The 21,160-nt window shown below is 41.8% G+C and carries 21 protein-coding genes and 1 pseudogene; 12 read left to right on the top strand and 10 right to left on the bottom strand.

Features of this window, described 5'->3' with window-relative positions:
• The first annotated feature begins 33 nt into the window (after positions 1 to 33).
• The 3 genes from ACED20_RS15650 (at position 34) to ACED20_RS15660 (ending at position 2,587) form a co-directional block, all read left to right on the top strand.
• Positions 34 to 936 carry an LpxD N-terminal domain-containing protein gene (locus ACED20_RS15650; protein ID WP_294229298.1) on the top strand — a complete coding sequence of 301 codons (903 nt, stop codon included), beginning with the start codon at positions 34 to 36 and terminating at the stop codon, positions 934 to 936.
• A gap of 90 nt (positions 937 to 1,026) precedes the next feature.
• Positions 1,027 to 1,899, top strand: a complete 873-nt coding sequence (gene sucD, locus ACED20_RS15655) for a succinate--CoA ligase subunit alpha (protein ID WP_002977143.1) — start codon at positions 1,027 to 1,029, stop codon at positions 1,897 to 1,899.
• Between the two features lie 19 nt (positions 1,900 to 1,918).
• Positions 1,919 to 2,587 carry a porin family protein gene (locus ACED20_RS15660; protein ID WP_294202002.1) on the top strand — a complete coding sequence of 223 codons (669 nt, stop codon included), beginning with the start codon at positions 1,919 to 1,921 and terminating at the stop codon, positions 2,585 to 2,587.
• 104 nt (positions 2,588 to 2,691) lie between these two features.
• On the opposite strand, the gene ACED20_RS15665 is transcribed toward ACED20_RS15660, so the two are convergent.
• From ACED20_RS15665 to ACED20_RS15675, 3 genes are all read right to left on the bottom strand, one after another.
• Positions 2,692 to 4,002: an ABC transporter permease gene (locus tag ACED20_RS15665; RefSeq protein ID WP_294224458.1), complete on the bottom strand. Its 1,311-nt coding sequence runs from the start codon at positions 4,000 to 4,002 to the stop codon at positions 2,692 to 2,694.
• A 2-nt stretch (positions 4,003 to 4,004) separates the two neighbouring features.
• Positions 4,005 to 4,916, bottom strand: coding sequence for an ABC transporter ATP-binding protein (locus ACED20_RS15670; protein ID WP_294229293.1), 912 nt, complete (start codon positions 4,914 to 4,916; stop codon positions 4,005 to 4,007).
• 93 nt (positions 4,917 to 5,009) lie between these two features.
• Positions 5,010 to 5,360 carry a T9SS type A sorting domain-containing protein gene (locus ACED20_RS15675; RefSeq protein ID WP_294202008.1) on the bottom strand — a complete coding sequence of 117 codons (351 nt, stop codon included), beginning with the start codon at positions 5,358 to 5,360 and terminating at the stop codon, positions 5,010 to 5,012.
• 120 nt (positions 5,361 to 5,480) lie between these two features.
• Between ACED20_RS15675 and hemB the strand changes: the two genes are divergently transcribed.
• Positions 5,481 to 6,470, top strand: a complete 990-nt coding sequence (gene hemB / locus ACED20_RS15680; protein ID WP_294229289.1) for a porphobilinogen synthase — start codon at positions 5,481 to 5,483, stop codon at positions 6,468 to 6,470.
• 92 nt (positions 6,471 to 6,562) lie between these two features.
• Here hemB and ACED20_RS15685 read toward each other — a convergent pair whose 3' ends face one another.
• Both ACED20_RS15685 and ACED20_RS15690 read right to left on the bottom strand, forming a co-directional pair.
• Positions 6,563 to 6,745 carry a bacteriocin gene (locus tag ACED20_RS15685; protein ID WP_294219868.1) on the bottom strand — a complete coding sequence of 61 codons (183 nt, stop codon included), beginning with the start codon at positions 6,743 to 6,745 and terminating at the stop codon, positions 6,563 to 6,565.
• Positions 6,746 to 6,814: 69 nt separating this feature from the next.
• Positions 6,815 to 7,543: a hypothetical protein gene (locus ACED20_RS15690; protein WP_345766363.1), complete on the bottom strand. Its 729-nt coding sequence runs from the start codon at positions 7,541 to 7,543 to the stop codon at positions 6,815 to 6,817.
• A 430-nt stretch (positions 7,544 to 7,973) separates the two neighbouring features.
• Here ACED20_RS15690 and lptB point away from each other — a divergent pair.
• The 3 genes and pseudogenes from lptB to ACED20_RS15705 form a co-directional block, all read left to right on the top strand.
• A pseudogene (lptB, locus tag ACED20_RS15695) lies at positions 7,974 to 8,699 on the top strand (LPS export ABC transporter ATP-binding protein); the annotation flags it as partial.
• A gap of 505 nt (positions 8,700 to 9,204) precedes the next feature.
• Complete coding sequence (locus tag ACED20_RS15700) at positions 9,205 to 10,929, top strand: ABC transporter ATP-binding protein (RefSeq protein ID WP_378105689.1); 1,725 nt, start codon at positions 9,205 to 9,207, stop codon at positions 10,927 to 10,929.
• Between the two features lie 93 nt (positions 10,930 to 11,022).
• Complete coding sequence (locus ACED20_RS15705; RefSeq protein ID WP_294219870.1) at positions 11,023 to 11,973, top strand: YafY family protein; 951 nt, start codon at positions 11,023 to 11,025, stop codon at positions 11,971 to 11,973.
• A 78-nt stretch (positions 11,974 to 12,051) separates the two neighbouring features.
• On the opposite strand, the gene ACED20_RS15710 is transcribed toward ACED20_RS15705, so the two are convergent.
• Positions 12,052 to 12,552 carry a DinB family protein gene (locus ACED20_RS15710; protein WP_294199016.1) on the bottom strand — a complete coding sequence of 167 codons (501 nt, stop codon included), beginning with the start codon at positions 12,550 to 12,552 and terminating at the stop codon, positions 12,052 to 12,054.
• Between the two features lie 563 nt (positions 12,553 to 13,115).
• On the opposite strand from ACED20_RS15710, the gene ACED20_RS15715 reads away from it, so the two are divergent.
• The 4 genes from ACED20_RS15715 to ACED20_RS15730 all read left to right on the top strand — a co-directional run bounded on the left by ACED20_RS15715 (position 13,116) and on the right by ACED20_RS15730 (position 16,928).
• On the top strand, positions 13,116 to 13,685 hold the full coding sequence (locus ACED20_RS15715; RefSeq protein WP_378105629.1) for a cob(I)yrinic acid a,c-diamide adenosyltransferase: 570 nt from the start codon (positions 13,116 to 13,118) through the stop codon (positions 13,683 to 13,685).
• Entirely contained in the window at positions 13,675 to 14,304 is a 630-nt protein-coding gene (locus ACED20_RS15720; RefSeq protein WP_378105631.1) for a thiamine diphosphokinase, read from the top strand. The genes ACED20_RS15715 and ACED20_RS15720 overlap by 11 nt, the downstream gene beginning before the upstream one ends.
• Positions 14,305 to 14,548: 244 nt before the next feature.
• Entirely contained in the window at positions 14,549 to 15,424 is an 876-nt protein-coding gene (locus tag ACED20_RS15725) for a tyrosine-protein phosphatase (RefSeq protein ID WP_378105633.1), read from the top strand.
• A 109-nt stretch (positions 15,425 to 15,533) separates the two neighbouring features.
• A complete protein-coding gene (locus tag ACED20_RS15730) occupies positions 15,534 to 16,928 on the top strand; it encodes an arginine decarboxylase (protein ID WP_294200906.1) in 1,395 nt (464 codons plus the stop codon).
• 235 nt (positions 16,929 to 17,163) lie between these two features.
• Here the strand turns inward: ACED20_RS15730 and ACED20_RS15735 are convergent, their stop codons facing one another.
• The 4 genes from ACED20_RS15735 to ACED20_RS15750 are packed head-to-tail and all read right to left on the bottom strand — an operon-like array spanning position 17,164 to position 20,095.
• Positions 17,164 to 17,823, bottom strand: coding sequence for an HAD family hydrolase (locus ACED20_RS15735; protein WP_378105635.1), 660 nt, complete (start codon positions 17,821 to 17,823; stop codon positions 17,164 to 17,166).
• Positions 17,824 to 17,882: 59 nt separating this feature from the next.
• Entirely contained in the window at positions 17,883 to 19,247 is a 1,365-nt protein-coding gene (locus tag ACED20_RS15740) for an alpha/beta hydrolase family protein (RefSeq protein WP_378105637.1), read from the bottom strand.
• Between the two features lie 2 nt (positions 19,248 to 19,249).
• Positions 19,250 to 19,825 (bottom strand): YIP1 family protein, encoded by a 576-nt coding sequence (locus tag ACED20_RS15745; RefSeq protein ID WP_378105639.1) that lies wholly within the window; start codon positions 19,823 to 19,825, stop codon positions 19,250 to 19,252.
• A gap of 3 nt (positions 19,826 to 19,828) precedes the next feature.
• The gene (locus tag ACED20_RS15750; RefSeq protein WP_294201392.1) at positions 19,829 to 20,095 is read right to left on the bottom strand and encodes a DUF2089 family protein; all 267 of its coding nucleotides are present in this window, start codon (positions 20,093 to 20,095) and stop codon (positions 19,829 to 19,831) included.
• 203 nt (positions 20,096 to 20,298) lie between these two features.
• Between ACED20_RS15750 and speB the strand changes: the two genes are divergently transcribed.
• Positions 20,299 to 21,156, top strand: coding sequence for an agmatinase (gene speB / locus ACED20_RS15755; RefSeq protein ID WP_294240560.1), 858 nt, complete (start codon positions 20,299 to 20,301; stop codon positions 21,154 to 21,156).
• Positions 21,157 to 21,160 lie beyond the last annotated feature (4 nt).

Here is a 21,160-nt window from a genome sequence, read left to right on the forward strand (position 1 = left end):
TCCGAATTTTGTTTTATAATAAAATCAATTGTTATGAGATTCCATTCTCCACAAAAACTGAAAAGCATTGCCGGACTGATCGGGGCGAAATTTGTTGGTCCCGAAGATTTCGAAGTTCTGGGCACCAATGAAATCCATAGGGTGAAGCCTGGTGATATCGTTTTCGTCAACCACCCGAAATATTACGATAAGGCATTGAACTCTGCCGCTACCATCATCTTGATCGATAAAGAAGTGGAATGCCCGGAAGGAAAGGCTTTGCTGGTTTCGGATGATCCGTTCAGGGATTTTAACAGGATCAATACGCATTTTACAAGAATATACAACTTCACGGAAGAACTCCATGACGTGGAAATCGGTGAAGGAACCCATGTTCATCATTCTGCCGTGATCGGTAACCATGTGAAGATCGGAAAAAACACGCTGATTTTCCCGAACGTGGTGATTGGTGACAGAACGGTAATCGGCGACAATGTCGTAATACAGGCCAACACGGTTTTAGGAGGCGACGCTTTCTACTACCGTAAGTTAAACGGGAATTTCGACCGGCTGATCTCCGTGGGAAATGTGGTCATTGAAAACAATGTCGAGATCGGGAACGGATGTACCATCGACAGAGGGGTTACCGATTCTACGGTAATCGGGGAAGGTTCCGTGCTGGACAATCAGATTCAGATCGGACACGATACGGTGATCGGTAAAAAATGCCTGATCGCTTCTCAGGTGGGTATTGCAGGTTGCTGTATTATCGGCGACGAAGTAACGCTGTGGGGCCAGGTGGGAATCGCCTCCGGAAATAAAATCGAGAGCGGATCTGTGCTGCTGGGCAAAACCGGCGTCAACCGGGATCTTGAAAAAGGAACCTATATCGGAATGTTTGCGGAAGATTTCAAAACCTACCTGAAAAAAGAAGTGAAGCTGAGAAATCTCAAATAAACAAATTGTTTAGATTTATCTTTAATCAAAGAAATTTAATTAAATTTGTCTGCATTTAAAAAGTAATAAATAAATTAAATAAATAATAAAATGTCAATTTTAGTAAACAAAGATTCTAAAGTAATTGTACAAGGATTTACCGGGAACGAAGGTACTTTCCACGCGGGCCAGATGATCGAATACGGAACCAACGTAGTAGGTGGGGTTACGCCTGGAAAAGGAGGCAGCGAGCATCTTGGAAAGCCGGTATTCAACACGGTGGCGGATGCTGTGGAAAAGGCCGGAGCAAACGTAAGTATCATTTTCGTACCGCCTGCATTTGCTGCTGATGCCATTATGGAAGCTGCTGAAGCCGGGATCAAAGTAATTGTTTGTATTACGGAAGGGATTCCTGTAGCGGATATGGTGAAAGTAAAATCTTACATCGCCGACAGAGACTGCAGGTTAATCGGTCCGAATTGCCCTGGAATCATTACTTCTGAAGAAGCTAAAATTGGTATTATGCCAGGATTTGTTTTCAAAAAAGGGAAAGTAGGGATCGTTTCAAAATCAGGTACCCTTACATACGAAGCTGCTGATCAGGTAGTAAGAGCTGGTTACGGTATCTCTACAGCGATCGGTATCGGTGGAGACCCGATCATCGGAACAACAACAAGAGAAGCTTTGGAATTATTCATCAACGATCCTGAAACGGAAGCGGTAGTAATGATCGGAGAAATCGGTGGCGGTCTTGAAGCAGAAGCGGCAAGATGGTACAAAGCCAGCGGTTCTACAAAACCGGTAGTAGGTTTCATCGCAGGGCAAACAGCTCCTAAAGGAAGAACGATGGGACACGCCGGGGCAATTGTAGGTGGAGCAGAAGATACGGCGCAGGCTAAAATGGAGATCATGAGAGAGAACGGAATCAATGTAGTGGATTCTCCTGCTGATATCGGTGCTACCGTTGCAAAAATTCTAGGATAATTTTTTAAAAACAAACGATATGAAAAAATTTTTATTAGCCTCAGCATTAGCCGTTTCTGCCATGTCTTTCGCTCAGATTGATTTCAGCAGCACAAGATTCGGTATCATTGCCGGGGGCAACTATTCCGCGGTAAAAAATGCGCATAACCCTTCAGGTCCGAGATTTGCATTTCAGGGCGGTGTATTGGCGTTGATCCCGATGGGTTCCGAAAACCAGTTTTTCTTACAGCCGGAGCTTACGTACTACGGAGCCGGAGAAACAGGGAAGGACAAAAATGCAAAAGGAGCGGACGGCTACAATGCCGTATATGCCAACAATTACCTTAGCGTACCTATTTATTTCAAGGGATATTTTTCAGAAGCAGAATCTGAATTCTTTGGAATGATCGGTCCGAGATTCAATTTTTTACTGAGCCAGAATGTGAAAAATGCACCGGTTATAAGACCCTATTATGACCCGAATTTCGTTGATCCCACATATCCGGATGTAAACGGAAAGGCCAGCAAATTTAATTTTGGATTGGGAATAGGTGTGGGATATAGCTACAAAAGACAGCTTGAGTTGTCTGCAAGATATGATTTCGGGCTCAGCAATACCTATCCGGGTCTTGATAAGGAACCGAAAGGTTCTACCAAATCAAAATCTGAACAGGTTCTCAGCGTAACGTTAAGCTACATCTTCAACTAAAAATTTATTTCAAATCGAGATATAAAAAATGCTGCTCTTTTCGGGCAGCATTTTTATTTTGATTAACCTAACGGGTTTTCGAAACCCGTTAAGTTTTATACCACTCATCCCTTAATCCACTTCCAGATTTCCTTCAGCGTAGCTTTATTGCCATACATCAAAATACCTACTCTGTAAATTTTCCCGGCCAGGAAGATCATAAAGATAGTGGTTCCCAGCAATAACGTAATCGACAAAGCAATCTGCCATGTCGGAACTCCGTACGGAATTCTTGCGATCATTGCCACTGGTGAAGTAAACGGTATGATAGACAGCCAGAAGCCAAGCGGACCGTCCGGATTATTCATAAAGGTAAAGCTGCCGTACATACCTACCATTAAAGGTAAAACAGCAAATAAAGTAAACTGCTGAGTCTCGGTTTCATTGTCTACTGCAGAGCCGATTGCGGCATAAATAGAACTGTAGAAAATATAACCTAACAGGAAAAATACGATAAACACGAAGATAATCAGCGGAAAATTCAGTTCCAGCAGGCTGTGCGAGATCTGCGTTCCGATCTGCAGAAGATCGAATTTACTCATCATCTCTTCGTTGCCGCCCGGGATATTTTTCGGGATCGACGAAAAGCCCGTATTCAGAACCAAAGCTCCGATAACAGACATCGTAATCCATACTACAAACTGCGTCAGGGCTACCATCGTTACCCCCAGGATTTTACCCATCATCAACTCGAAAGGCTTTACCGAAGAAATGATGATTTCCACAACTCGGTTATTTTTCTCCTCCAGTACACTTCTCATAACTCGGACCCCGTAGATAATAATAAACATAAAAGTTACATACATCAGCAGCATGCTCAGCACACTTTTTACCCCGAATGCAAGATCGGAATCTTCCTTATTATTCTCGGAAACATTAATGGTTTTTAAACTAAAGCTTTTGTCCAGATTATCCAGCTGACTTTCTGCAATGCCCAGTTTCTTGATCTTTTCTTTCTTGATCACTTCATTGATATCCGAAACGATCTTCTGCTTCGTATCGAATCCGATTTTATTATTGATTACCAGCCTTGTATTGTTTAAAAGCTGTCCATAATTCTCATTTTGCAATTCCGGCAGAATCAGGATCCCGTCCAGCGATTCGTTGTTTTTCAGGGTATTCATTTTGGCTTTCTCGTCTGCCGCCGGAATAAAGACATACGTAAGTTTATCCGTAGATTTAAGGTGATTTTTAAACAGTCCGTTCCTATCTACCACCTCGATAGTACTATGCGATTCATTGGCTTTGAACATCAGCCCGATTACACTTCCGAAACCGATCAGCAGGATAGGAGCCAGTAAAGTGAGTATAATGAAGGATTTTTTCTTAACCTGTGTCAGAAATTCCCTTTTCGTAATTAAAAAAATATTGTTCATGATTAAGAGTTGTTGCTTACCGCATTAATAAAAACTTCATTCATGCTCGGGATTTTTTCGTCGAATGACCTTACCCTTCCTACATTTACCAGATCCAGCAGAATATGGTTCTGGTCGGCTTCGTTTTTCAGGTCGAAAGAAAGAAGGTTGTTTTCATTCGTAAGGTTGAATATTTCATATTTATTTTGGAAAACATCCAGCTGGGGCCCGTTGACATCGGAAAGGGTAATCCCAAAAATATTTTTCTTAAATTTTTCCCGTACGTCAAAAACCCTTCCGTCGATAATTTTTTTTGAATTATTAATCAGGGCAACATAATCGCACATTTCCTCCACGCTTTCCATACGGTGAGTAGATAAGATGATGGTCGTTCCGTTGTTTTTAAGGTCGATGATCTGGTCTTTAATCAGATTCGCATTCACGGGGTCAAATCCTGAAAACGGCTCGTCAAGGATTAAAAGGTGAGGACGGTGAAGTACGGTCACGACAAACTGGATTTTCTGGGCCATTCCCTTGGAAAGTTCAGACAGCTTTTTCTTCCACCACTGGTCGATATGAAGTTTATCGAACCATTTTTTAGCTTCCTGCAATGCATCGCTCTTCTTCATGCCTTTCAATTCCCCAAAATAGAGAAGCTGGTCGCCGACGGTCATATTTTTATACAGTCCGCGTTCTTCCGGCATGTAGCCGATATCTTTAATATGGTTGGGGTTGAGGTTTTCCCCATTAATCCGGATCTCTCCGGAATCAGCCTGGGTAATCTGATTGATGATGCGGATGAAAGACGTTTTTCCGGCTCCGTTCGGACCGAGGAGCCCATATACGCTGCCTGTTGGTACATGGATGCTGAAATCATCCAAGGCTACCTTTTTGCCTGCATTATAGGTCTTTCTTATATGTTCGGCTTTTAGCATTAATCTGTTTTTATAATTAGGTATAAAAATGTCCCGAAAGTTACGGAATAATTAAGCCAAAAGAAAAAATCCTGATGATTATCAGGATTTAATTTATTGTTTTACAATTTGAGTGACCTTCATTGTATTGTCACTCAAAATATACCGGATCAGATATTTTCCCGGTTTTAATTTTTCGATATTGATCTCCCCGGAATTCATGTTTACCGAATAGTTTGCGACCTGTGTACCCAGAATAGAATAAAAGATTACATTTTTTATTTTAAGGTTTTGGTCTTTCGCTTTTACGATAAGAAAATCCTTGGCAGGATTGGGATAAGCCACAAGAACCCCGTCATCGGATTTCTGGGAGAATGCAGCCGGCTCTTTTATTTGCGCCTTCATATTGTTGGAAAATCCAACAAAACCGGCTAAAAAGATTAACAAAAGTAAAAGTTTTCTCATCAAGTTATAATTTCTTAGGAATATTTAAACAAAACTAATTAATTCTACAATGCTGTGCAATAGTTTTTTATATTAGTTGTAGTAAATTTGCATTAAATTTTGTTCAAAAAGTATTCCAAAATGATACATTCAAGAAATAGAAGGCTTCGAGTAAACGAATCTATGAGAAGTCTGGTAAGAGAATGCACCCTCACCACCAACGATTTTGTAATGCCGATCTTCGTAATGGAGGGCGAAAATAAAGAAGAACCGATCCCCTCGATGCCGGGGATTTTCAGGAGAAGCATCGATCTGACGGTAAAGGAATGTAAGGAGCTGTTTTCATTGGGCGTAAAAGCCGTAAACCTTTATATGAAGGTTTCTGATGATCTGAAAGACAACACCGGTAAAGAAGCGTGGAATAAAAACGGACTGATGCAGAATACCATCAGAGCCATTAAAGATGCGGTTCCGGAAATGATTATCATGCCGGACGTGGCCCTGGATCCTTATTCGATCTACGGGCACGACGGAATTATTGAAAACGGAAAGATTGTAAATGATGCCACCAATGACGCTTTGGCCAGAATGTCCGTGTCACATGCGGAAGCGGGAGCTGACATTGTGGCACCCAGCGATATGATGGACGGCAGGGTTCAGGTCATCCGTGAAGCACTGGAAGACAGTGGATTCACCGATGTCGGTATCGTAAGCTATGCAGCGAAATACGCCAGCTCATTTTACGGGCCATTCAGAAGTGCGCTTGACAGTGCGCCGAAAGACGACATGGAAATTCCGAAAGATAAAAAAACCTACCAGATGGATTTCCACAACTCCAGAGAAGCATTGAACGAAACGTTCAAGGATATTGAAGAAGGAGCGGACATCATCATGATCAAGCCGGGACTTCCATACCTGGATATCGTAGCAAAAGTCCGTGAGGCGATTGATCTTCCGATCGCAGTATATAACGTAAGCGGGGAATATGCTATGGTAAAAGCAGCTGCCCAAAATGGCTGGCTGGATAATGACAAAACGATCATTGAAAGTTTAACCTGCATCAAAAGAGCTGGTGCCGATATGATCTTCACCTATTTTTCAAAAGAAGCGGCGATGATCTTAAACGGATAATTTTTTTATAAATACTTTTAAAACCTCATAGGTTTTTGAAAACCTATGAGGTTTAATCAAAAATTGCTCTTTTACGGCAACCTTATTTTCTGTTATCCAAAGCACGCGCGGTAATGAGGACTTCCCGGAACAATCGGGTTCTGACCCCCATTGTCATAAACGCAGATATTCGATGGACACAGGTACCATCCTGCAGGACAATTTCCGTTGGCATCCGGCGGTCTGATGTTTCCGCCATTGATGTTCATCAGATCTTTTTTCGTTAACTTTTTCATGATAAATATTGTTTTGGATTAGAGATCTAAAATAAGAAAAATTATCACACTGTGTGGAAATAATTTGATTTACATGATTTTAAAATCTTTTCCTTTGGTAAATTTAGCGGCAAAAGGCGCCTGGTTTCCGGTATACTTTAAGATAAAATTTTTCTTCGTATCCGTATCTATATTCGCCTGTACTTCAACATTCTGTGTCTGGAAAGTAACATCGAGATTTACTCCGGATGCTTTCTCGAGATTGATTTCCACACTTTCAGCGTAGAAAAGAGAAGTGCTTAAGAAATTGAATTTCAGATTTCTCCGGTACGACCGCGATTCGTTCTGGGTAAACTCCGAATATTTTCTGAGGATTTCAATGCCCGGAGAATCGATATTCGTAACTCTGGATTTCGTAACTCCATTTACCTTGACGGAAAAATCTTTGGCATTATTAATATCCCCTCTGATTCCTATATTGAAAAGCGAAGGCAGAGAAAGTCCGAATTCCACCATGCTGTCTTTTGAAAATTCAAAATCCGGGATCAGGGCCGGAAATTTCTGTACATTCATCAGCTGGTTTTTAACGGTTACCAGCTGGTCGGCTGAGAAAAGATAGCCAATCAGGTTGTTGTTGGTCGTCCGCCAGTTTCTGCCGTTCCATTCGTAGATTTCGCAGAGTAAAGTATCAATGGAAGAATGCGGAAGCAGATCCATGTCCTGCCATTTGAAAACCTCCTTGGCGTAAGGCCTTCGGTTGATGATGCTTACGCCCAGATCCAGGGCCAAAAGCTCGGTCAGTTGCTGATTATTTTCCATAGTAATAGAAGTGTTGGTTTTGAGTTTAAATTTAATTAAAATTGTCCGGTTTAAATTAGAAAACTCCTGCAAAGTGAGATTAAAACTATGTTGAATGCTAAAGTATTTATTTGTGAGCCTGGTTTTTGCAGGTATAAAATTTTTAGAATCCTAATGCGGTTTTAAATTAGCATGGAATTGTATGGTATTTAATTAAAGCAAGAAAAAGTAAAAAAGGCCGGCAGATGATCAGTAATTTTAACTGCTCCTTGCCAATTGACAGAATGTTAAAAAACGTCATTTGATATTAATATGGCTAGCAATATATTGACGAAAAAACTTCCGGCATCCCGCTTTCCTCTTCCGGCCTATTAAAAATGCCATCATAACAAATAATGGATATTCAGCTAATCTTGAATATCCAATTCAAAAAAACTTTATCTTTGCCCTTATGATTTTACGCGGAGAAAACTTAATCAAAGAATATGGTCCTAAAAAGGTAGTAAAGGGCGTTTCTGTACAGGTCCAGCAGGGAGAGATTGTAGGATTGCTCGGTCCGAACGGTGCCGGGAAAACCACTTCGTTTTATATGATTGTGGGGCTGGTTAAGCCGACTTCCGGAAAGATTTTTCTTGATAAGCAGGAAATCACGACTGATGCCATGTACCGCAGGGCGCAAAAGGGAATAGGCTATCTTGCACAGGAAGCCTCCGTTTTCCGAAAGCTCTCAGTTGAGGAAAACATCATGGGCGTCTTGCAGCTGACCAAGCTTTCAAAACGGGAGCAGCAGATCAAATGCGATGAGCTGATCGAGGAATTTTCCTTACAGCACGTCCGCAAAAACCGCGGAGACCTTTTGTCAGGAGGGGAAAGACGGAGAACTGAAATTGCAAGGTGTCTGGCAACCGACCCGAGCTTCATTCTCCTTGATGAGCCCTTTGCAGGGGTAGACCCGATTGCCGTGGAAGACATTCAGAAAATCGTGAGAAGCCTTACCGATAAAAACATCGGGATCCTGATTACCGACCACAACGTACAACAGACGCTGGCGATTACCAATAAAACCTACATCATGTTTGAAGGAAGGATACTGAAAGAAGGGCTTCCGGAGGAGCTGGCCAACGACCCGCAGGTACGGGAAGCGTATTTGGGAGAAAACTTCGTCTACCAGAGTATCTTTGATAAACCGAACAGGAAAAGCTACGCCTACAATATCTGGGCTGGAAATTTTGAATCCAAAACCCAGATGCAGCAGTTTGTGAATGAAAATTTCGCACAGTTTGATGACCTGAGACTGATGTACGGCTTTGAAGACATCAGCTTTGCTTCTTTAGGAAATTCGGAGATTCAGCATATTTTCAATGAGGTGGTGGATAAAAATGCCAACAATGCTTTTGTGTTTCAGAGGAAGGAAATCAATTCACTCTATTCTCTGGAAGACGCAAAAGAAGAGTCCAAAGCGGCAGGCAAACCAGAACTGCATTACCTCACCACTTATCTGTTTGAAAATTAAAATTCGAAGCAGAATCATTGCTTTAAAATAGAATAAAACGTACCTTTTCTCTGCAAAACGGTACGTTTTTCCGTTAAAATCATTTTCTATGGCCAAACCTTTCAACCGGACGCTTACTTTATTCGGGATCTATAAACAGCTCGTTCCTTTTATCCGGCCTTACCGGCTGATGATCTACGGAACCCTGTTCCTTACGTTTTTAGGTGCCCTTGCCGCACAGGTAAACCCATTGGTGTTGAAATATACGGTGGATGAAGTCACGAAACTCACCCATCTGCCGCATCCGATGTCGGAAGGCGTTCATGTGCTCGTGATCATCTCCGTTATTTTACTGGGAAAGGAGCTGCTGAACATCTTCATCAATTTCGGACAGAAATTTTATGGAGAGAAAATCAGGATCAATGTCAGTTCCGTACTGGCGCAGTCGGCGATTGATAAGATTCTGACGTACCGGGTAGCCTATTTTAACGATGAAAACCACGAATCGGGAAAGCTGCAGATCCGGATCGACCGGGGAATTGAAAGCCTGACAAGACTCGTCCAGAATTTTTTCATCGATATGCTGCCGCTGTTTTCCAACTCCATTATTGCCCTGATCATCATGTATCTGCAGAACGTGTATGTCGGCATTGTTTCCACGATCATCGTTCCCATCTACTTTTACGTAAGTTCCCTCCAGGCGAAGAAGCTCAGCGGGGTACGAAGAACCCTCAGGAACCAGCGTGAAAAGAAGACTTCCGGATTATTAAACCTCATCAATTCCATTATGGTCATCAAAAGTTTTGTCCGTGAGAAATTTGAAGGTAAAAAACAGTACGACCTTCAGATGCAGCTTATGGAAAGCCAGATGTTCACCCGGAGAACCAATTTTATTTACGATGGGCTGAAAACCTTTATCGAACAGTTCGGGGTGGTGCTGATTATCCTGCTGACGGTTTATTTGGTACTGGACCAACAAATGACCATCGGAGCGATCATGCTCCACATTATGCTTTTCAACAACGTTTCGGCACCGATCCGCCAGCTGCACCGGATTTATGACGATATGAACGATGCCATGATTTATGCGGAAGGCTATTTTGATATTTTAAATGCGGATGAAGAAAAAGAATCGAACGGCAATTTAATTGAAAAAGAAATCAAAGGAAATTTTGAATTAAAAAATATCAATTTCACTTATCCAAACGGAACGCAGGCCCTGCATGATGTTTCCATGAAGATTGAGAACGGGAAAACAACGGCACTGGTAGGTCTGAGCGGTGCCGGGAAATCAACCGTCATCAATCTGCTGTGCAAATTTTATCTCCCGGATTCCGGGGAAATCCTGCTGGATCATGTCAATTTAAATGAATATGATAATACCTTTCTTCGGAACGACCTCGGGTTGGTTCTTCAGAAAAACCATATTTTCCAGGGAAGTATTGAAGATAACATCCGCTACGGGAACATGAATGCTTCTTTTGAAGAAATTGAGGCCGCCGCGAAAAAAGCGTATCTTCACGAGCAGATCCTGGATTTACCGGACGGTTACCGTCACGATGCTACCCAGCTTTCGGGTGGACAGCAGCAAAGGATCGCCATCGCCCGGCTGTTTCTGAAAGATCCGCCGATTATTTTCCTTGACGAACCTACTGCAAGCCTCGACGCGATTGCCACCGAACAGATTAAAAACTCCCTTGATGCCATCAAAGCAGGCCGGACGGTCATCATCATTTCGCATTCCCTTTCGCAGATTCTGGATTCGGATAAAATTTATGTCATGAAAAAAGGAAGGGTGGTCGAGAGCGGAACCCACGACGAACTGGTACAGCTCGACGGAACTTACCGGGAAATATTCGATGCCTCCGCAAGAAGCCTGAACCTTGATAAACTGGTCAACAGTTTAAAAATGTAACAATTTATCAGTGCAACAGTATCACAATATGATAGTCCAATAATCATCATCCATCACCCATCACTTATTAACTATTACTCATTACCCATAAAAATGAACGACCATTATCTCAAAAAACTCGATCGGGTAACCGCTATTCTTACGCAGTTGCAGTCAAAGCCTGTAGTAAGGGCGCAGGACCTGGCTAAAAAATTCGAGGTGAGCATCCGGACGATCTACCGGGATGTAAAAACACTGGAGCATGCCGGAATTCCGATTATCGGGGAAGCCGGGAGCGGATATTCCCTGATGGAAGGTTATAAGCTTCCGCCCGTTATGTTCACCAAAGAAGAAGTGCTGAGTTTTATTACGGCTGAAAAACTGATGCAGAAATTTTTGCATGAGAGTTTAGGGCAGCATTACCAGTCGGCCATGGAAAAGGTGCGTTCGGTGCTGAAATATTCGGATAAAAACCTGATTGAGAATATTGAAAAGCAGATTGATGTATTCAATTATCATCCTAAGACAGAAGACAGGATCCGGAATATTATCCCGATCATTTTGGAAAGTATTGCCGAAAAAAAGCAGCTTACCCTGGAATATGAAACGGTGGATGGGAAAATTTCTACCAGAACCATTGAGGTAGTCGGAGTATTTTTCGAATTCAATTTCTGGTATATCATGGCATTCTGTACGTTGCGGAATGACTTCCGGCAGTTCCGGGTAGACCGGATTTTAAAGATCTTCAAAACCCAGAACCCATTTTTTCAGGAATACGGACAGATCAACGATTACCGCCAGAACCCGGACGGAAATAAAACAAGAGTGCGGCTTCTGGTGGATAAGAGTATCATCGGACATCTCTGCAATTCCAAAAAATATTACGGTCTTGTAGAGGAAATTGAACGGGAAGACGGCTGTGAAATGATCTTTGAAACCGACTGGATCAAGGAAGGTTTTCCCCGCTGGCTGATTACGTTTGCGGATTATGCAGAAGTGCTGGAGCCGGAATTTCTAAAAGACAGCCTGAAAGATTTGCTGGAAAAGATCTCGGCAAAATATTAAAGCAAAAAGCCTTCAGAAGTTCTGAAAGCTTTTGTATTGAATCTGTTGATTGGGTTGCCCTCTTCAATGAATGATATACTACATAACCGGAAATCTTTCCCAGAAGAAAGGCGGTTCGATACCCAAAGCCCGCAGATAGACATATCCCTGTCCACGGTGGTGAACTTCGTTGTCAATAAAATACAGGATGTTCTGGTACACCGGGAATTCATATTGTCCGAAAAGGTTGAAGCTTTCCTGAAAGCGTTCTGCTGAAATCTGTGCAAAATACTGATTGATAACCTCTGTTTCCTCATCCCATTTTTTCAGAAGCTCTTCTTTTGTTTTTGGTTGAAATTTTTCTTCGTCATACGCTTCCATCCGGTTTTCAACAATTCCTTTTACTCCGGGCCCGCCGATGCTGATCAGCTCAACGGCTAGTTTTGCGAAAGGTCTCATGCCGCCGATGGAAAATTCAAAAAGCTCTTTCTCAGGAAAAGCTTCGATCACTCTTCGGGTAAGGTTCCGGTGCCCCTGCCAATGTTCCAATACTTGCTCGGCGTTCAGAAATTGTTTTGTGGTTGTTGCTGTTGCAGTCATAATTTTACTGTTTTTGGTTTTGTCTGATACAAAGGTAAATCAGGGTAATGACAACAGTTTGTCAGCAGGATGTCAAGGGACTGAAAATTTTTTTAATTTTAAAATAATTCCCGGTATTTTCGCGTTAAAGACTCATACTTAAGCAATGTTAGGTAGATAAATAATTTGAGAGTGGCCGGCCTTTCGGGACCGGTCATTTTTTGTAGCCCGCAGATTTTGCAGATGGTATCGATTTTCAAATCATCATATGGCTTCATCTTGGCTTCGGCTCTGCTCAGCCACGTGTTAGGATTATTAACCACAGATCTGCCAGATTTTCACGTTTTATTTTAACACATAAGTCATAGAAAAGAATTTTGAATAATTTGAAGATATTTTTAGAACACATGAGATTAAAAATCAAAGATTTTTAAAAACTTTTGAGCGATTTTATCAGTACGCATCATTAAACTTCTTTATACAGCATTAATATCTCCTGTGTCAAATGGATTTCTGCAGGTACCATCATCAAATCTTCCTTTCCAAAATTTGCTGCCTTTGGTTTAAAAAACTAATTTAGTCCTATGAAAATTTACACGAAAACAGGCGACAAAGGCGAGACGGCACTGTACGGCGGAACGAGGGTTTCAAAAGCCAGCGCAAGAGTAGACAGCTATGGAAATATTGATGAACTGAACTCATTCATCGGCATTGCCAAAAGTCATATTGAAGATGAAGAAGTATTAAGACAGCTGAGAAAAATACAGTTTGATCTGTTTACGGTGGGTTCCGAAGCTGCAACGCCCGTCGATAAGCTGATGCTGGCCAACGGAAAATCCCGTCTGCCATTGGTAATTTCCGATACGGAAATTGAAGAACTGGAAAACTGGATGGATTTTTTTGACGAAAAAACGGAACCGTTGCAGTTTTTTATTCTTCCTGGCGGCGGAAAAGCGGCTACGTTTCTGCACGCAGCCAGAACCATTTGCAGAAGGGCAGAACGTTCCCTGGTGTTTTTAAATGAATCGGAGGAAGTGCGCTCCGAGCTGATCAAATACCTGAACAGGCTTTCCGACTACCTTTTTGTGCTGGCAAGATACATTTCAAAAATCAATAACGAACCGGAAGAATACTGGAACCCGAATGAAAGATAAAGCATTACTCTTCATCAACGGTGATGCTCCCGGATCTTTCCCGAATCCTGAACAATACGGCCTGATTGCTTGTACCGATGGTGCCTTTCATTACCTGAAAATCCTGAATTTCCCATTGGATAAGCTGGATTTTATTTCCGGTGATTTCGATTCGCATTCGGGAAAGGAAGAAGGGATTTATGAGGAAAAGTTTATCTACACTCCGGATCAGGACAAAACGGATTTCCAGAAAGCCCTGGAGATCATTACGGAAAAAGGCTTCCGGAAGGTGGATGTCCTGGGAGGAAGCGGGGGCGAGCAGGATCATTTTCTGGGAAACCTGACCGTAGCTTTCGGATATAAGGATCAGCTGGACCTGAAATTCTATGATGAATTTTCGGAATATTATTTTGTCCCGAAAAGGTGTATTCTAAAAGGTGTTAAAGATAAGATGATTTCGCTGTATCCGTTTCCTTTCGTTGAAAATATTACGACTATAGGTTTAAACTGGCCATTAACCAACGGAAATTTAAGCATCACTTCCAGAATCGGCACCCGCAACTTCGCCGTAGAAAATGAGGTATCCATCGAATACGAACAGGGAGATCTCCTGGTTTTTATCGGGAAAAATTATTTGTGAACGTAAAAATAAATTCAGATATAAAACCATAAAAATAATATTGAATTGATGATATTTGAATTCATGCTTATTTGCTGAGTGAAAAGTTTATGCTGAGCTTGCCGAAGTACCTTTGCGAACGAAAAATATTCTCGATATTTTCAAAATCACTCTTTGTGAACTACTGCGTTAAAAATCAACTCAATCGGTTTCAAACATAAAATATGCGTAACGATCTGTGAAAATCCGTGGTTCAAATAAAAATATGAAATCCTTACCAAAAATATCCTTTTTCTTCGCAATATCCATCTGTATTTTCTCCTGCAAAACACAACCCCTTTCCGCACCTGAAGTCGGGAAAAGGACAACACTGCCGGAAATGAATGTTGAAAGAGTGTACAACTTCCGGACGATAGGCAACATCAAAAACACGGAAGGAAGAACATTAAAAAAAGGAAAATTATACCGAAGCGGACATCTTTACAGGCTGAAAAGCAGATATTTCGAGACCCTGGAAAATCTCGGGATAAAAGATGTCATCGATTTGAGAAATTCAAAGGAAATCGCTCAGAAACCGGATCATATTCCTGACGGTATGGCTTATAAAAACGAATCCGCGTTTGAAGATGAAGGCGATCAGCTCGGTCAGGCCAGGAAACTGGTGTTGAAAGGGAAAATAAACAGCTCTGATGCCGAAAAGAAAATGCTGGATTTTTACCGGAATTACGTCACGGAACATCCGGAAGTCATCAGGAAAATCATTATCGGAATTTTAGAATCCGATACTCCTGTGTTGTACCACTGCACCGCCGGGAAAGACCGCACCGGGATTATTACAGCACTGATCCTAACGATTCTGAAGTTCGATAAACAAACCATTTACAACGATTATCTTCTGTCGAATAACTATCGCGAAAAGCTTGTAAATAAGCGCCTTAACCTTGCCAGGAATTTACATTTTATTTATCCGAAACTGGACATTGGCGTGCTGGAAAAACTCAGCTGGGTAGAAACTGCTTATCTTGATGCCGCTTTTAATGAAATTGATAAGAAATACGGTTCAATCAACCGATATATTCAAGAGGTATTGAAAATATCTAATGATAAACAGGAAGAATATCTTCATAAGTTTACATATTGATAATTCCGCGCTGTTTCAGGTGAGAAATACGATCAAAATTTAAATAATTTTAACGTTAAAAAACCAAAGTTTTTTAGCAATTTTGCATTCTTAATTCACTTGTTTAGAAATGAAAATAAAGTACTCGGAACTTATTGATCAGACGTTGTATTTTCCTACCGAGGAATTCAATGTTTCTGAGAACAATTTGTTGTTCCACGATATTCCGTTGATGGAAGTAGTGGAAAAATTCGGCACTCCGCTAAAGATAAGCTACCTGCCGAGAATTTCTCAGAACATTCAGAAAGCCAAAAGCTGGTTCAAGGAAGCCTTTGAGAAAACCGAATATAAAAAGAATTACCGGTACTGCTACTGTACAAAATCGAGTCATTTCAAATTCGTATTGGAAGAAGCTTTGAAAAACGATATCTCCATAGAAACTTCCTCAGCGTATGATATGGATATCGTGAAATCCCTTTATACCGAAGGGAAAGTAACGAAAGATATAGAAGTCATCTGCAACGGTTTCAAAACCGATGATTACCTGGCGAAAATCTCAGAAATGATCAACAGCGGTTTTGAGAACATTACCCCGATCCTGGACAACTACAGAGAACTGGACAAGCTGACGGAAAGCATTGATACCACTTTCGACATCGGAATCAGGATTGCTTCCGAGGAAGAACCGAAGTTCGAATTTTATACCTCAAGATTAGGAATCGGATATAAGGACATCATCCCGTATTACAGCCAGAAAATTGCCGAGCATCCGAATGCAAGGTTGAAAATGCTGCATTTCTTTATCAACACAGGGATCAAGGATACCGCCTACTACTGGAACGAATTGTATAAATGTCTTCGTGTCTATGCCCGTCTGAAGAAAATTGCTCCCGAAGTAAATTCACTGAACATCGGGGGAGGATTCCCGATCAAAACCTCTTTACAGTTCGATTATGATTACCAGTATATGGTGGAGGAAATTGTTTCCCAGATCAAAAAATTCTGTGAAGAAGAAGGCGTTGAAGAACCGAATATCTATACTGAGTTCGGAAGTTTTACGGTTGGAGAAAGCGGCGCGAACATTTACAAGATTATTTCCCAGAAACGCCAGAACGACCGGGAAAAGTGGAACATGATCGATTCTTCTTTTATGACTACGCTTCCTGATACCTGGGCGATTTCAAGACACTTTATCATGCTTCCGCTGAACCGTTGGGACGATACTTATGAAAGGGTATTTTTGGGCGGACTGACATGTGATTCAGATGATTATTACAATTCAGAACAGCATACGAACGCTATTTACCTTCCTGTTTTCAGTGATACCAAGCCTCTGTACATCGGGTTTTTCCATACCGGCGCCTATCAGGAAATGATCGGTGGATACGGTGGAGTACACCATTGCCTGATGCCTCAGCCGAGACATATCCTGATCCAGAAAGATGAAAACGGTGACCTGCAATACGAGATTTTTCGTGAAAAACAGGAGCCGGAAGATATCCTGAAAATCTTAGGATATCAATAAGAATCTGATTTTAGGTATCAATAGGAACAGACTTTAGGCCGTTTTTAAAATCAAAATTCAATTCGGCTTTAGCCAAAACTTAAACAAGAGGCTGTCCAAATTTTGGACAGCCTCTTGTATTTTATGGAGTTCAAAACCTCATAGGTTTCCGAAAACCTATGAGGTTTATCAACAGGCTATCAGGAATTTGGACAGCCTGTTTTATTTTATGGAGTTCAAAACCTATGAGGTTTAGTTAAAAATACTGCGCAATTTTATCAATTTCCAGATCCGAATAGTCGGAAACCACCGTATCGGCCAGGGTATAATCCTGGTTTTTAGAATGCGGGCTCCGGTAGGCAGCGCAGAAAATTTCTGCCCGATGTGCCGCTAAAATACCGTTGGTGGAATCTTCAATGACCATACAGTTCTTTACCGGTTCCCCGGCCATTCCTGCAGCCAGCAGGAAAACTTCGGGATGCGGCTTGGATTCCTTCAGGTCGGCCCCGCTGATTTTCCCCATGAAATATTTTTCCAGCTCAAACTTTTCAAAAACCATATTGATGGTAGTCATGGTTGCGGAAGAGGCCAGGATCAGCTTAATCCCATTGTCATAATAATGCTGGATCAGTTCTTTCACTCCCGGGATGAGGTTGAAATCCTCGTCATGGTAAAAATATTCTTTAAAGTAATTTCTCTTGATTTCCGCGATCTCCTCAAAGGTCTGCTTCAGATTAAATGTATTGATCAGGGTCTCGCAGACCCGCTTTGTGGAAGCGCCTGTGAACAAAGTGTATAAATCTTCGGAAACATCGATTCCCAGATCCTTGAATGTTTTGAAATAGGCTTTTCTGTGCAGCGGTTCCGTATCCACAATCACGCCATCCATATCGAACAGCACAGCTTTTAAAGGCATATCTGAATTTTTTTTACTAAAATACTAAACCTTTCAGAATTACCGAAAGCATTTGCCTATTAGTTTTTCAGTTTCAGGATCCAGCCGGTCATCCGGTTCAGGGCTGGTGGCGAAATGGTCTGCTCGATGTCCGCATATTCGGTAAAGGCTCCGGTCTTGGCTTCCTGGAAAAGGTGGTTCAGCCCGGGCAGTTCTTCGGTTTTAAAACTGGGATTGCCGGCTTTTTTCAGGGATTGGCCGATTGCTTCGAGGTTTTCTTTCGGAGGAACCTGGAAGTCGAGGCTGCCGTTTACGGCGAGCACGGGGATTTTTATTTTTGAAAGATACATATCCGGATTAAATTTGATGAAATACCGGAACCATGGGCTGGAAGTCTGCTTCTGGATATTCTGAATGGCATTTTCACCAAGCTGGCCCGCAAAATTTTTGGTTAAAAAGTCTTTGAGGTCTTTGTGATAATTGTTTCCAGAATAGTTTTTAATAAAGCGGTAAATCTCAGAATTTATTTTTTCATTCTGAATGATCTGAAGATCGCTCTGTCCTGCTAGTTTTCCGGCCCGTTCATTCTGCTGGATAAGCAGTTGGTCTATTGGTGTGCCTGGACCTGCAATCAGGACGAGAAATGTTACCTTGCTATTCATCGTAGCTACCATCGGTGCGATCATTCCACCTTCTGAATGCCCCAGCAGTCCGATGTTTTTATATCCTTTGGAAACAAGATAATCCACAGCAGTATTGATGTCGGTCGCAAAATTGTAAGTCGTGTCGTTTTCAGAACCTTTGGACGAACCACCGATGCCGCGGTCATCCAGCCGTAAAGTGGCGATTCCTTTTTTCGCAAAATCATCGGCGATCACGGCAAAAGGCTTATGCTCAAAAAGTTCCTCGTCCCGGTTCTGGGTTCCGGAGCCTGTGATCAGGATCAGAATCGGTTTGTTCTTATCAAAATTTTCAGGTTGGGCGATGGTTCCGGCCAATGTGTTTTTGTCTACCGGATTTTGAAAGGTGATGTCTTCGGTATGATAAGTGAACGGCGGTTTCGGGGTTTGCGGACGGTTTACGGCAGATCCGTTTCCGGTATTCGGCGTAAAGGTCAGCGGCAGCTGCATGCCGTTCTGGGAAAAGATGCCCTCGATTTTTCCGTTGGTCAGTTTTCCTTTATAAGTGGCTCCCAGCATTTTCTGTTCAAAGGAAAGCTCGTTACTGATAAAATCCGTTTTATCGACGGGAATATCTTTGGCTCCCTGTTTTGGACTGTCCATGGTAGAAGAGTAAACGCTTCCGTTCTTTTTAATATTTAAAATAAGGGGCAGTTTTATTCCCTGGAATTCCAGTTCGCCTTTCCAGGATCCTTCTATATTTTGTGCCTGGAAAAAAGAGGCAAATAAAAGAGCTGCAAGTATAAATACGGTTTTTATTTTCATGATTAAAGGGATATTAAAAGTTTGGAAATAATTTCTGCGATGATAAGTGCCACTGCAAAAGCTACAAAATGCTGCCACTTTTTGGCATTGGTGGAAGTTTTAAAACCGTTTGCCAAGAGAACAATATAATAAACCGTAATGGTGAGTAACAACATGCTTATTGCAAAAAGCAGTGCGAGATCCAGCGGGTTAATGTTCAGATGCTGAAGATCGTCCTGATGCTTGATGATCTCACCTCCGATTCTTGTCAGCAACGGCATAGCGGTAATAACACCACCGATGTACATGGGAAACCGGGCAACCGTCGAAGTATTGACAATGTCGACAGCCCGTGTCTTCCCATTGATGAGTTTACCTGTGATAAAAAGTACAGTGAACATACTGGCTACATTAATACTGTTTTCTTTCAGACTGGTTACGAAATCGGTTTCGTTCTGGTGTATATCCAGGACGCCGTCAAAACTAATGTTTAAGGCAGCCCCTAAAAGCGAACCCGCCAAAGTAATCAGAATACCGGCTAGGAGAAGCTGTTTTTCGCTGTAAATACCGAAAGGATTAAAAATCAATTTCCAGTTCATGGTTTATTTTTTTAAGGTTTCAATTTTTCCGATCAGGTCATCCATTTTATTTCTCATCGTTGGATAGGAAAGTCCCGCCTGCTTGGCCATCTCTTTGATGCTTCCGCTTGAAAGAAAGAAATTCAGAATAAAATCCTGCTCTTCACGGGTAAGCTGAAGGTACAATGGCAACTCATAGTTTCCGTTGACGGTTGTTTCGCAATGCTGGCATTTCATCTGGCTGACCTGCAGAGCAGATTCGCAACTCGGACATACAATTGGAAGTTTCATTGCTGATAATTTGTACAAAAGTAAAAATTATTTTAATAAAGTTAAATTTAATTTTAATAAAATTTAAAAAATATCAATTTGTTATCCTTCCCATTTATCTTCATTAAACATTAAACATTAAACATTAAACATTAAACATTACCGATTACCCATCTCCAAACTTCTTCGTATCTTTGCGCAAATCATTAATTTTAAGACAAAACATGAAGACATACGCAGGAATTCCTGAAGAAAATGCATCATTGGAAAACTCGAAAGTAGTATTGGTTACCGTGCCTTACGACGGAACCTCAACCTGGGGGAAAGGTGCTGACAAAGGACCGGAACTGTTTTTAGACGCTTCCGAAAATATGGAGCTTTACGACATTGAAACCCAGTCTGAACCTTATCTGGAAGGCGTGTATTTAGCCGGAGAAATTTCTGAAAATTCTACGCCGGAAGCGATGACGGAAGCGGTTTATCAAAAAACAAAAGAACTTTTGAATAATCACGGAAAATTATTTACGCTTTTCGGCGGTGAGCATTCCGTTTCCATCGGTTCGATCCGTGCGGTAGGGGAGAAGTTCGAGAACTTAACGGTTCTTCAGCTGGATGCCCATACCGATCTTCGTCCGGAATTCCACGGTTCTACGTCCAACCATGCCTGTGCGGTTTTTGAGGCAAACCAGAAACATAATCTGGTGCAGGTGGGAATCCGTTCTATGGATGTTGAAGAAACTCAATATCTGCCTGAAGGAAGGGTATTCTTTGCTCACGAGATCGCCAATAACGAAAACTGGGTAAATGACGTATTGGAAAAGGTTTCAGGAAATGTGTACATCACCATCGACCTTGATGCTTTCGATCCTTCGCTTTGTCCGTCAACAGGAACTCCTGAACCGGGAGGTTTACAGTGGTACCCGACGCTAGAATTATTAAGAAAAGTATTTGAAAAATGCAACGTGGTCGCGTTTGATATTGTGGAATTGATGGATTCCCCGATGGCTAAACCAAGCGCATTTTTGGCGGCAAAGCTGTATTACAAAATGCTGGCTTACTATCATATTTATAACAACAACTAAATTC

This window comes from Chryseobacterium sp. sg2396 (assembly GCF_042610505.1).
GTDB lineage: Bacteria > Bacteroidota > Bacteroidia > Flavobacteriales > Weeksellaceae > Chryseobacterium.

Bases quoted from the DNA above. Each gene is read 5' to 3' on its own strand.
- ACED20_RS15705 (WP_294219870.1), top strand. From the start codon at position 11,023: ATGAACGACCATTATCTCAAAAAACTCGATCGGGTAACCGCTATTCTT.
- ACED20_RS15750 (WP_294201392.1), bottom strand. From the start codon at position 20,095: ATGAAACTTCCAATTGTATGTCCGAGTTGCGAATCTGCTCTGCAGGTC.
- ACED20_RS15690 (WP_345766363.1), bottom strand. From the start codon at position 7,543: ATGGAAAATAATCAGCAACTGACCGAGCTTTTGGCCCTGGATCTGGGC.
- ACED20_RS15735 (WP_378105635.1), bottom strand. From the start codon at position 17,823: ATGCCTTTAAAAGCTGTGCTGTTCGATATGGATGGCGTGATTGTGGAT.
- ACED20_RS15720 (WP_378105631.1), top strand. From the start codon at position 13,675: ATGAAAGATAAAGCATTACTCTTCATCAACGGTGATGCTCCCGGATCT.
- ACED20_RS15675 (WP_294202008.1), bottom strand. From the start codon at position 5,360: ATGAGAAAACTTTTACTTTTGTTAATCTTTTTAGCCGGTTTTGTTGGA.
- ACED20_RS15670 (WP_294229293.1), bottom strand. From the start codon at position 4,916: ATGCTAAAAGCCGAACATATAAGAAAGACCTATAATGCAGGCAAAAAG.
- ACED20_RS15740 (WP_378105637.1), bottom strand. From the start codon at position 19,247: ATGAAAATAAAAACCGTATTTATACTTGCAGCTCTTTTATTTGCCTCT.
- ACED20_RS15715 (WP_378105629.1), top strand. From the start codon at position 13,116: ATGAAAATTTACACGAAAACAGGCGACAAAGGCGAGACGGCACTGTAC.
- sucD (WP_002977143.1), top strand. From the start codon at position 1,027: ATGTCAATTTTAGTAAACAAAGATTCTAAAGTAATTGTACAAGGATTT.
- ACED20_RS15660 (WP_294202002.1), top strand. From the start codon at position 1,919: ATGAAAAAATTTTTATTAGCCTCAGCATTAGCCGTTTCTGCCATGTCT.
- ACED20_RS15710 (WP_294199016.1), bottom strand. From the start codon at position 12,552: ATGACTGCAACAGCAACAACCACAAAACAATTTCTGAACGCCGAGCAA.
- ACED20_RS15685 (WP_294219868.1), bottom strand. From the start codon at position 6,745: ATGAAAAAGTTAACGAAAAAAGATCTGATGAACATCAATGGCGGAAAC.
- ACED20_RS15700 (WP_378105689.1), top strand. From the start codon at position 9,205: ATGATCTACGGAACCCTGTTCCTTACGTTTTTAGGTGCCCTTGCCGCA.
- ACED20_RS15730 (WP_294200906.1), top strand. From the start codon at position 15,534: ATGAAAATAAAGTACTCGGAACTTATTGATCAGACGTTGTATTTTCCT.
- ACED20_RS15665 (WP_294224458.1), bottom strand. From the start codon at position 4,002: ATGAACAATATTTTTTTAATTACGAAAAGGGAATTTCTGACACAGGTT.
- hemB (WP_294229289.1), top strand. From the start codon at position 5,481: ATGATACATTCAAGAAATAGAAGGCTTCGAGTAAACGAATCTATGAGA.
- ACED20_RS15725 (WP_378105633.1), top strand. From the start codon at position 14,549: ATGAAATCCTTACCAAAAATATCCTTTTTCTTCGCAATATCCATCTGT.
- ACED20_RS15650 (WP_294229298.1), top strand. From the start codon at position 34: ATGAGATTCCATTCTCCACAAAAACTGAAAAGCATTGCCGGACTGATC.
- speB (WP_294240560.1), top strand. From the start codon at position 20,299: ATGAAGACATACGCAGGAATTCCTGAAGAAAATGCATCATTGGAAAAC.
- ACED20_RS15745 (WP_378105639.1), bottom strand. From the start codon at position 19,825: ATGAACTGGAAATTGATTTTTAATCCTTTCGGTATTTACAGCGAAAAA.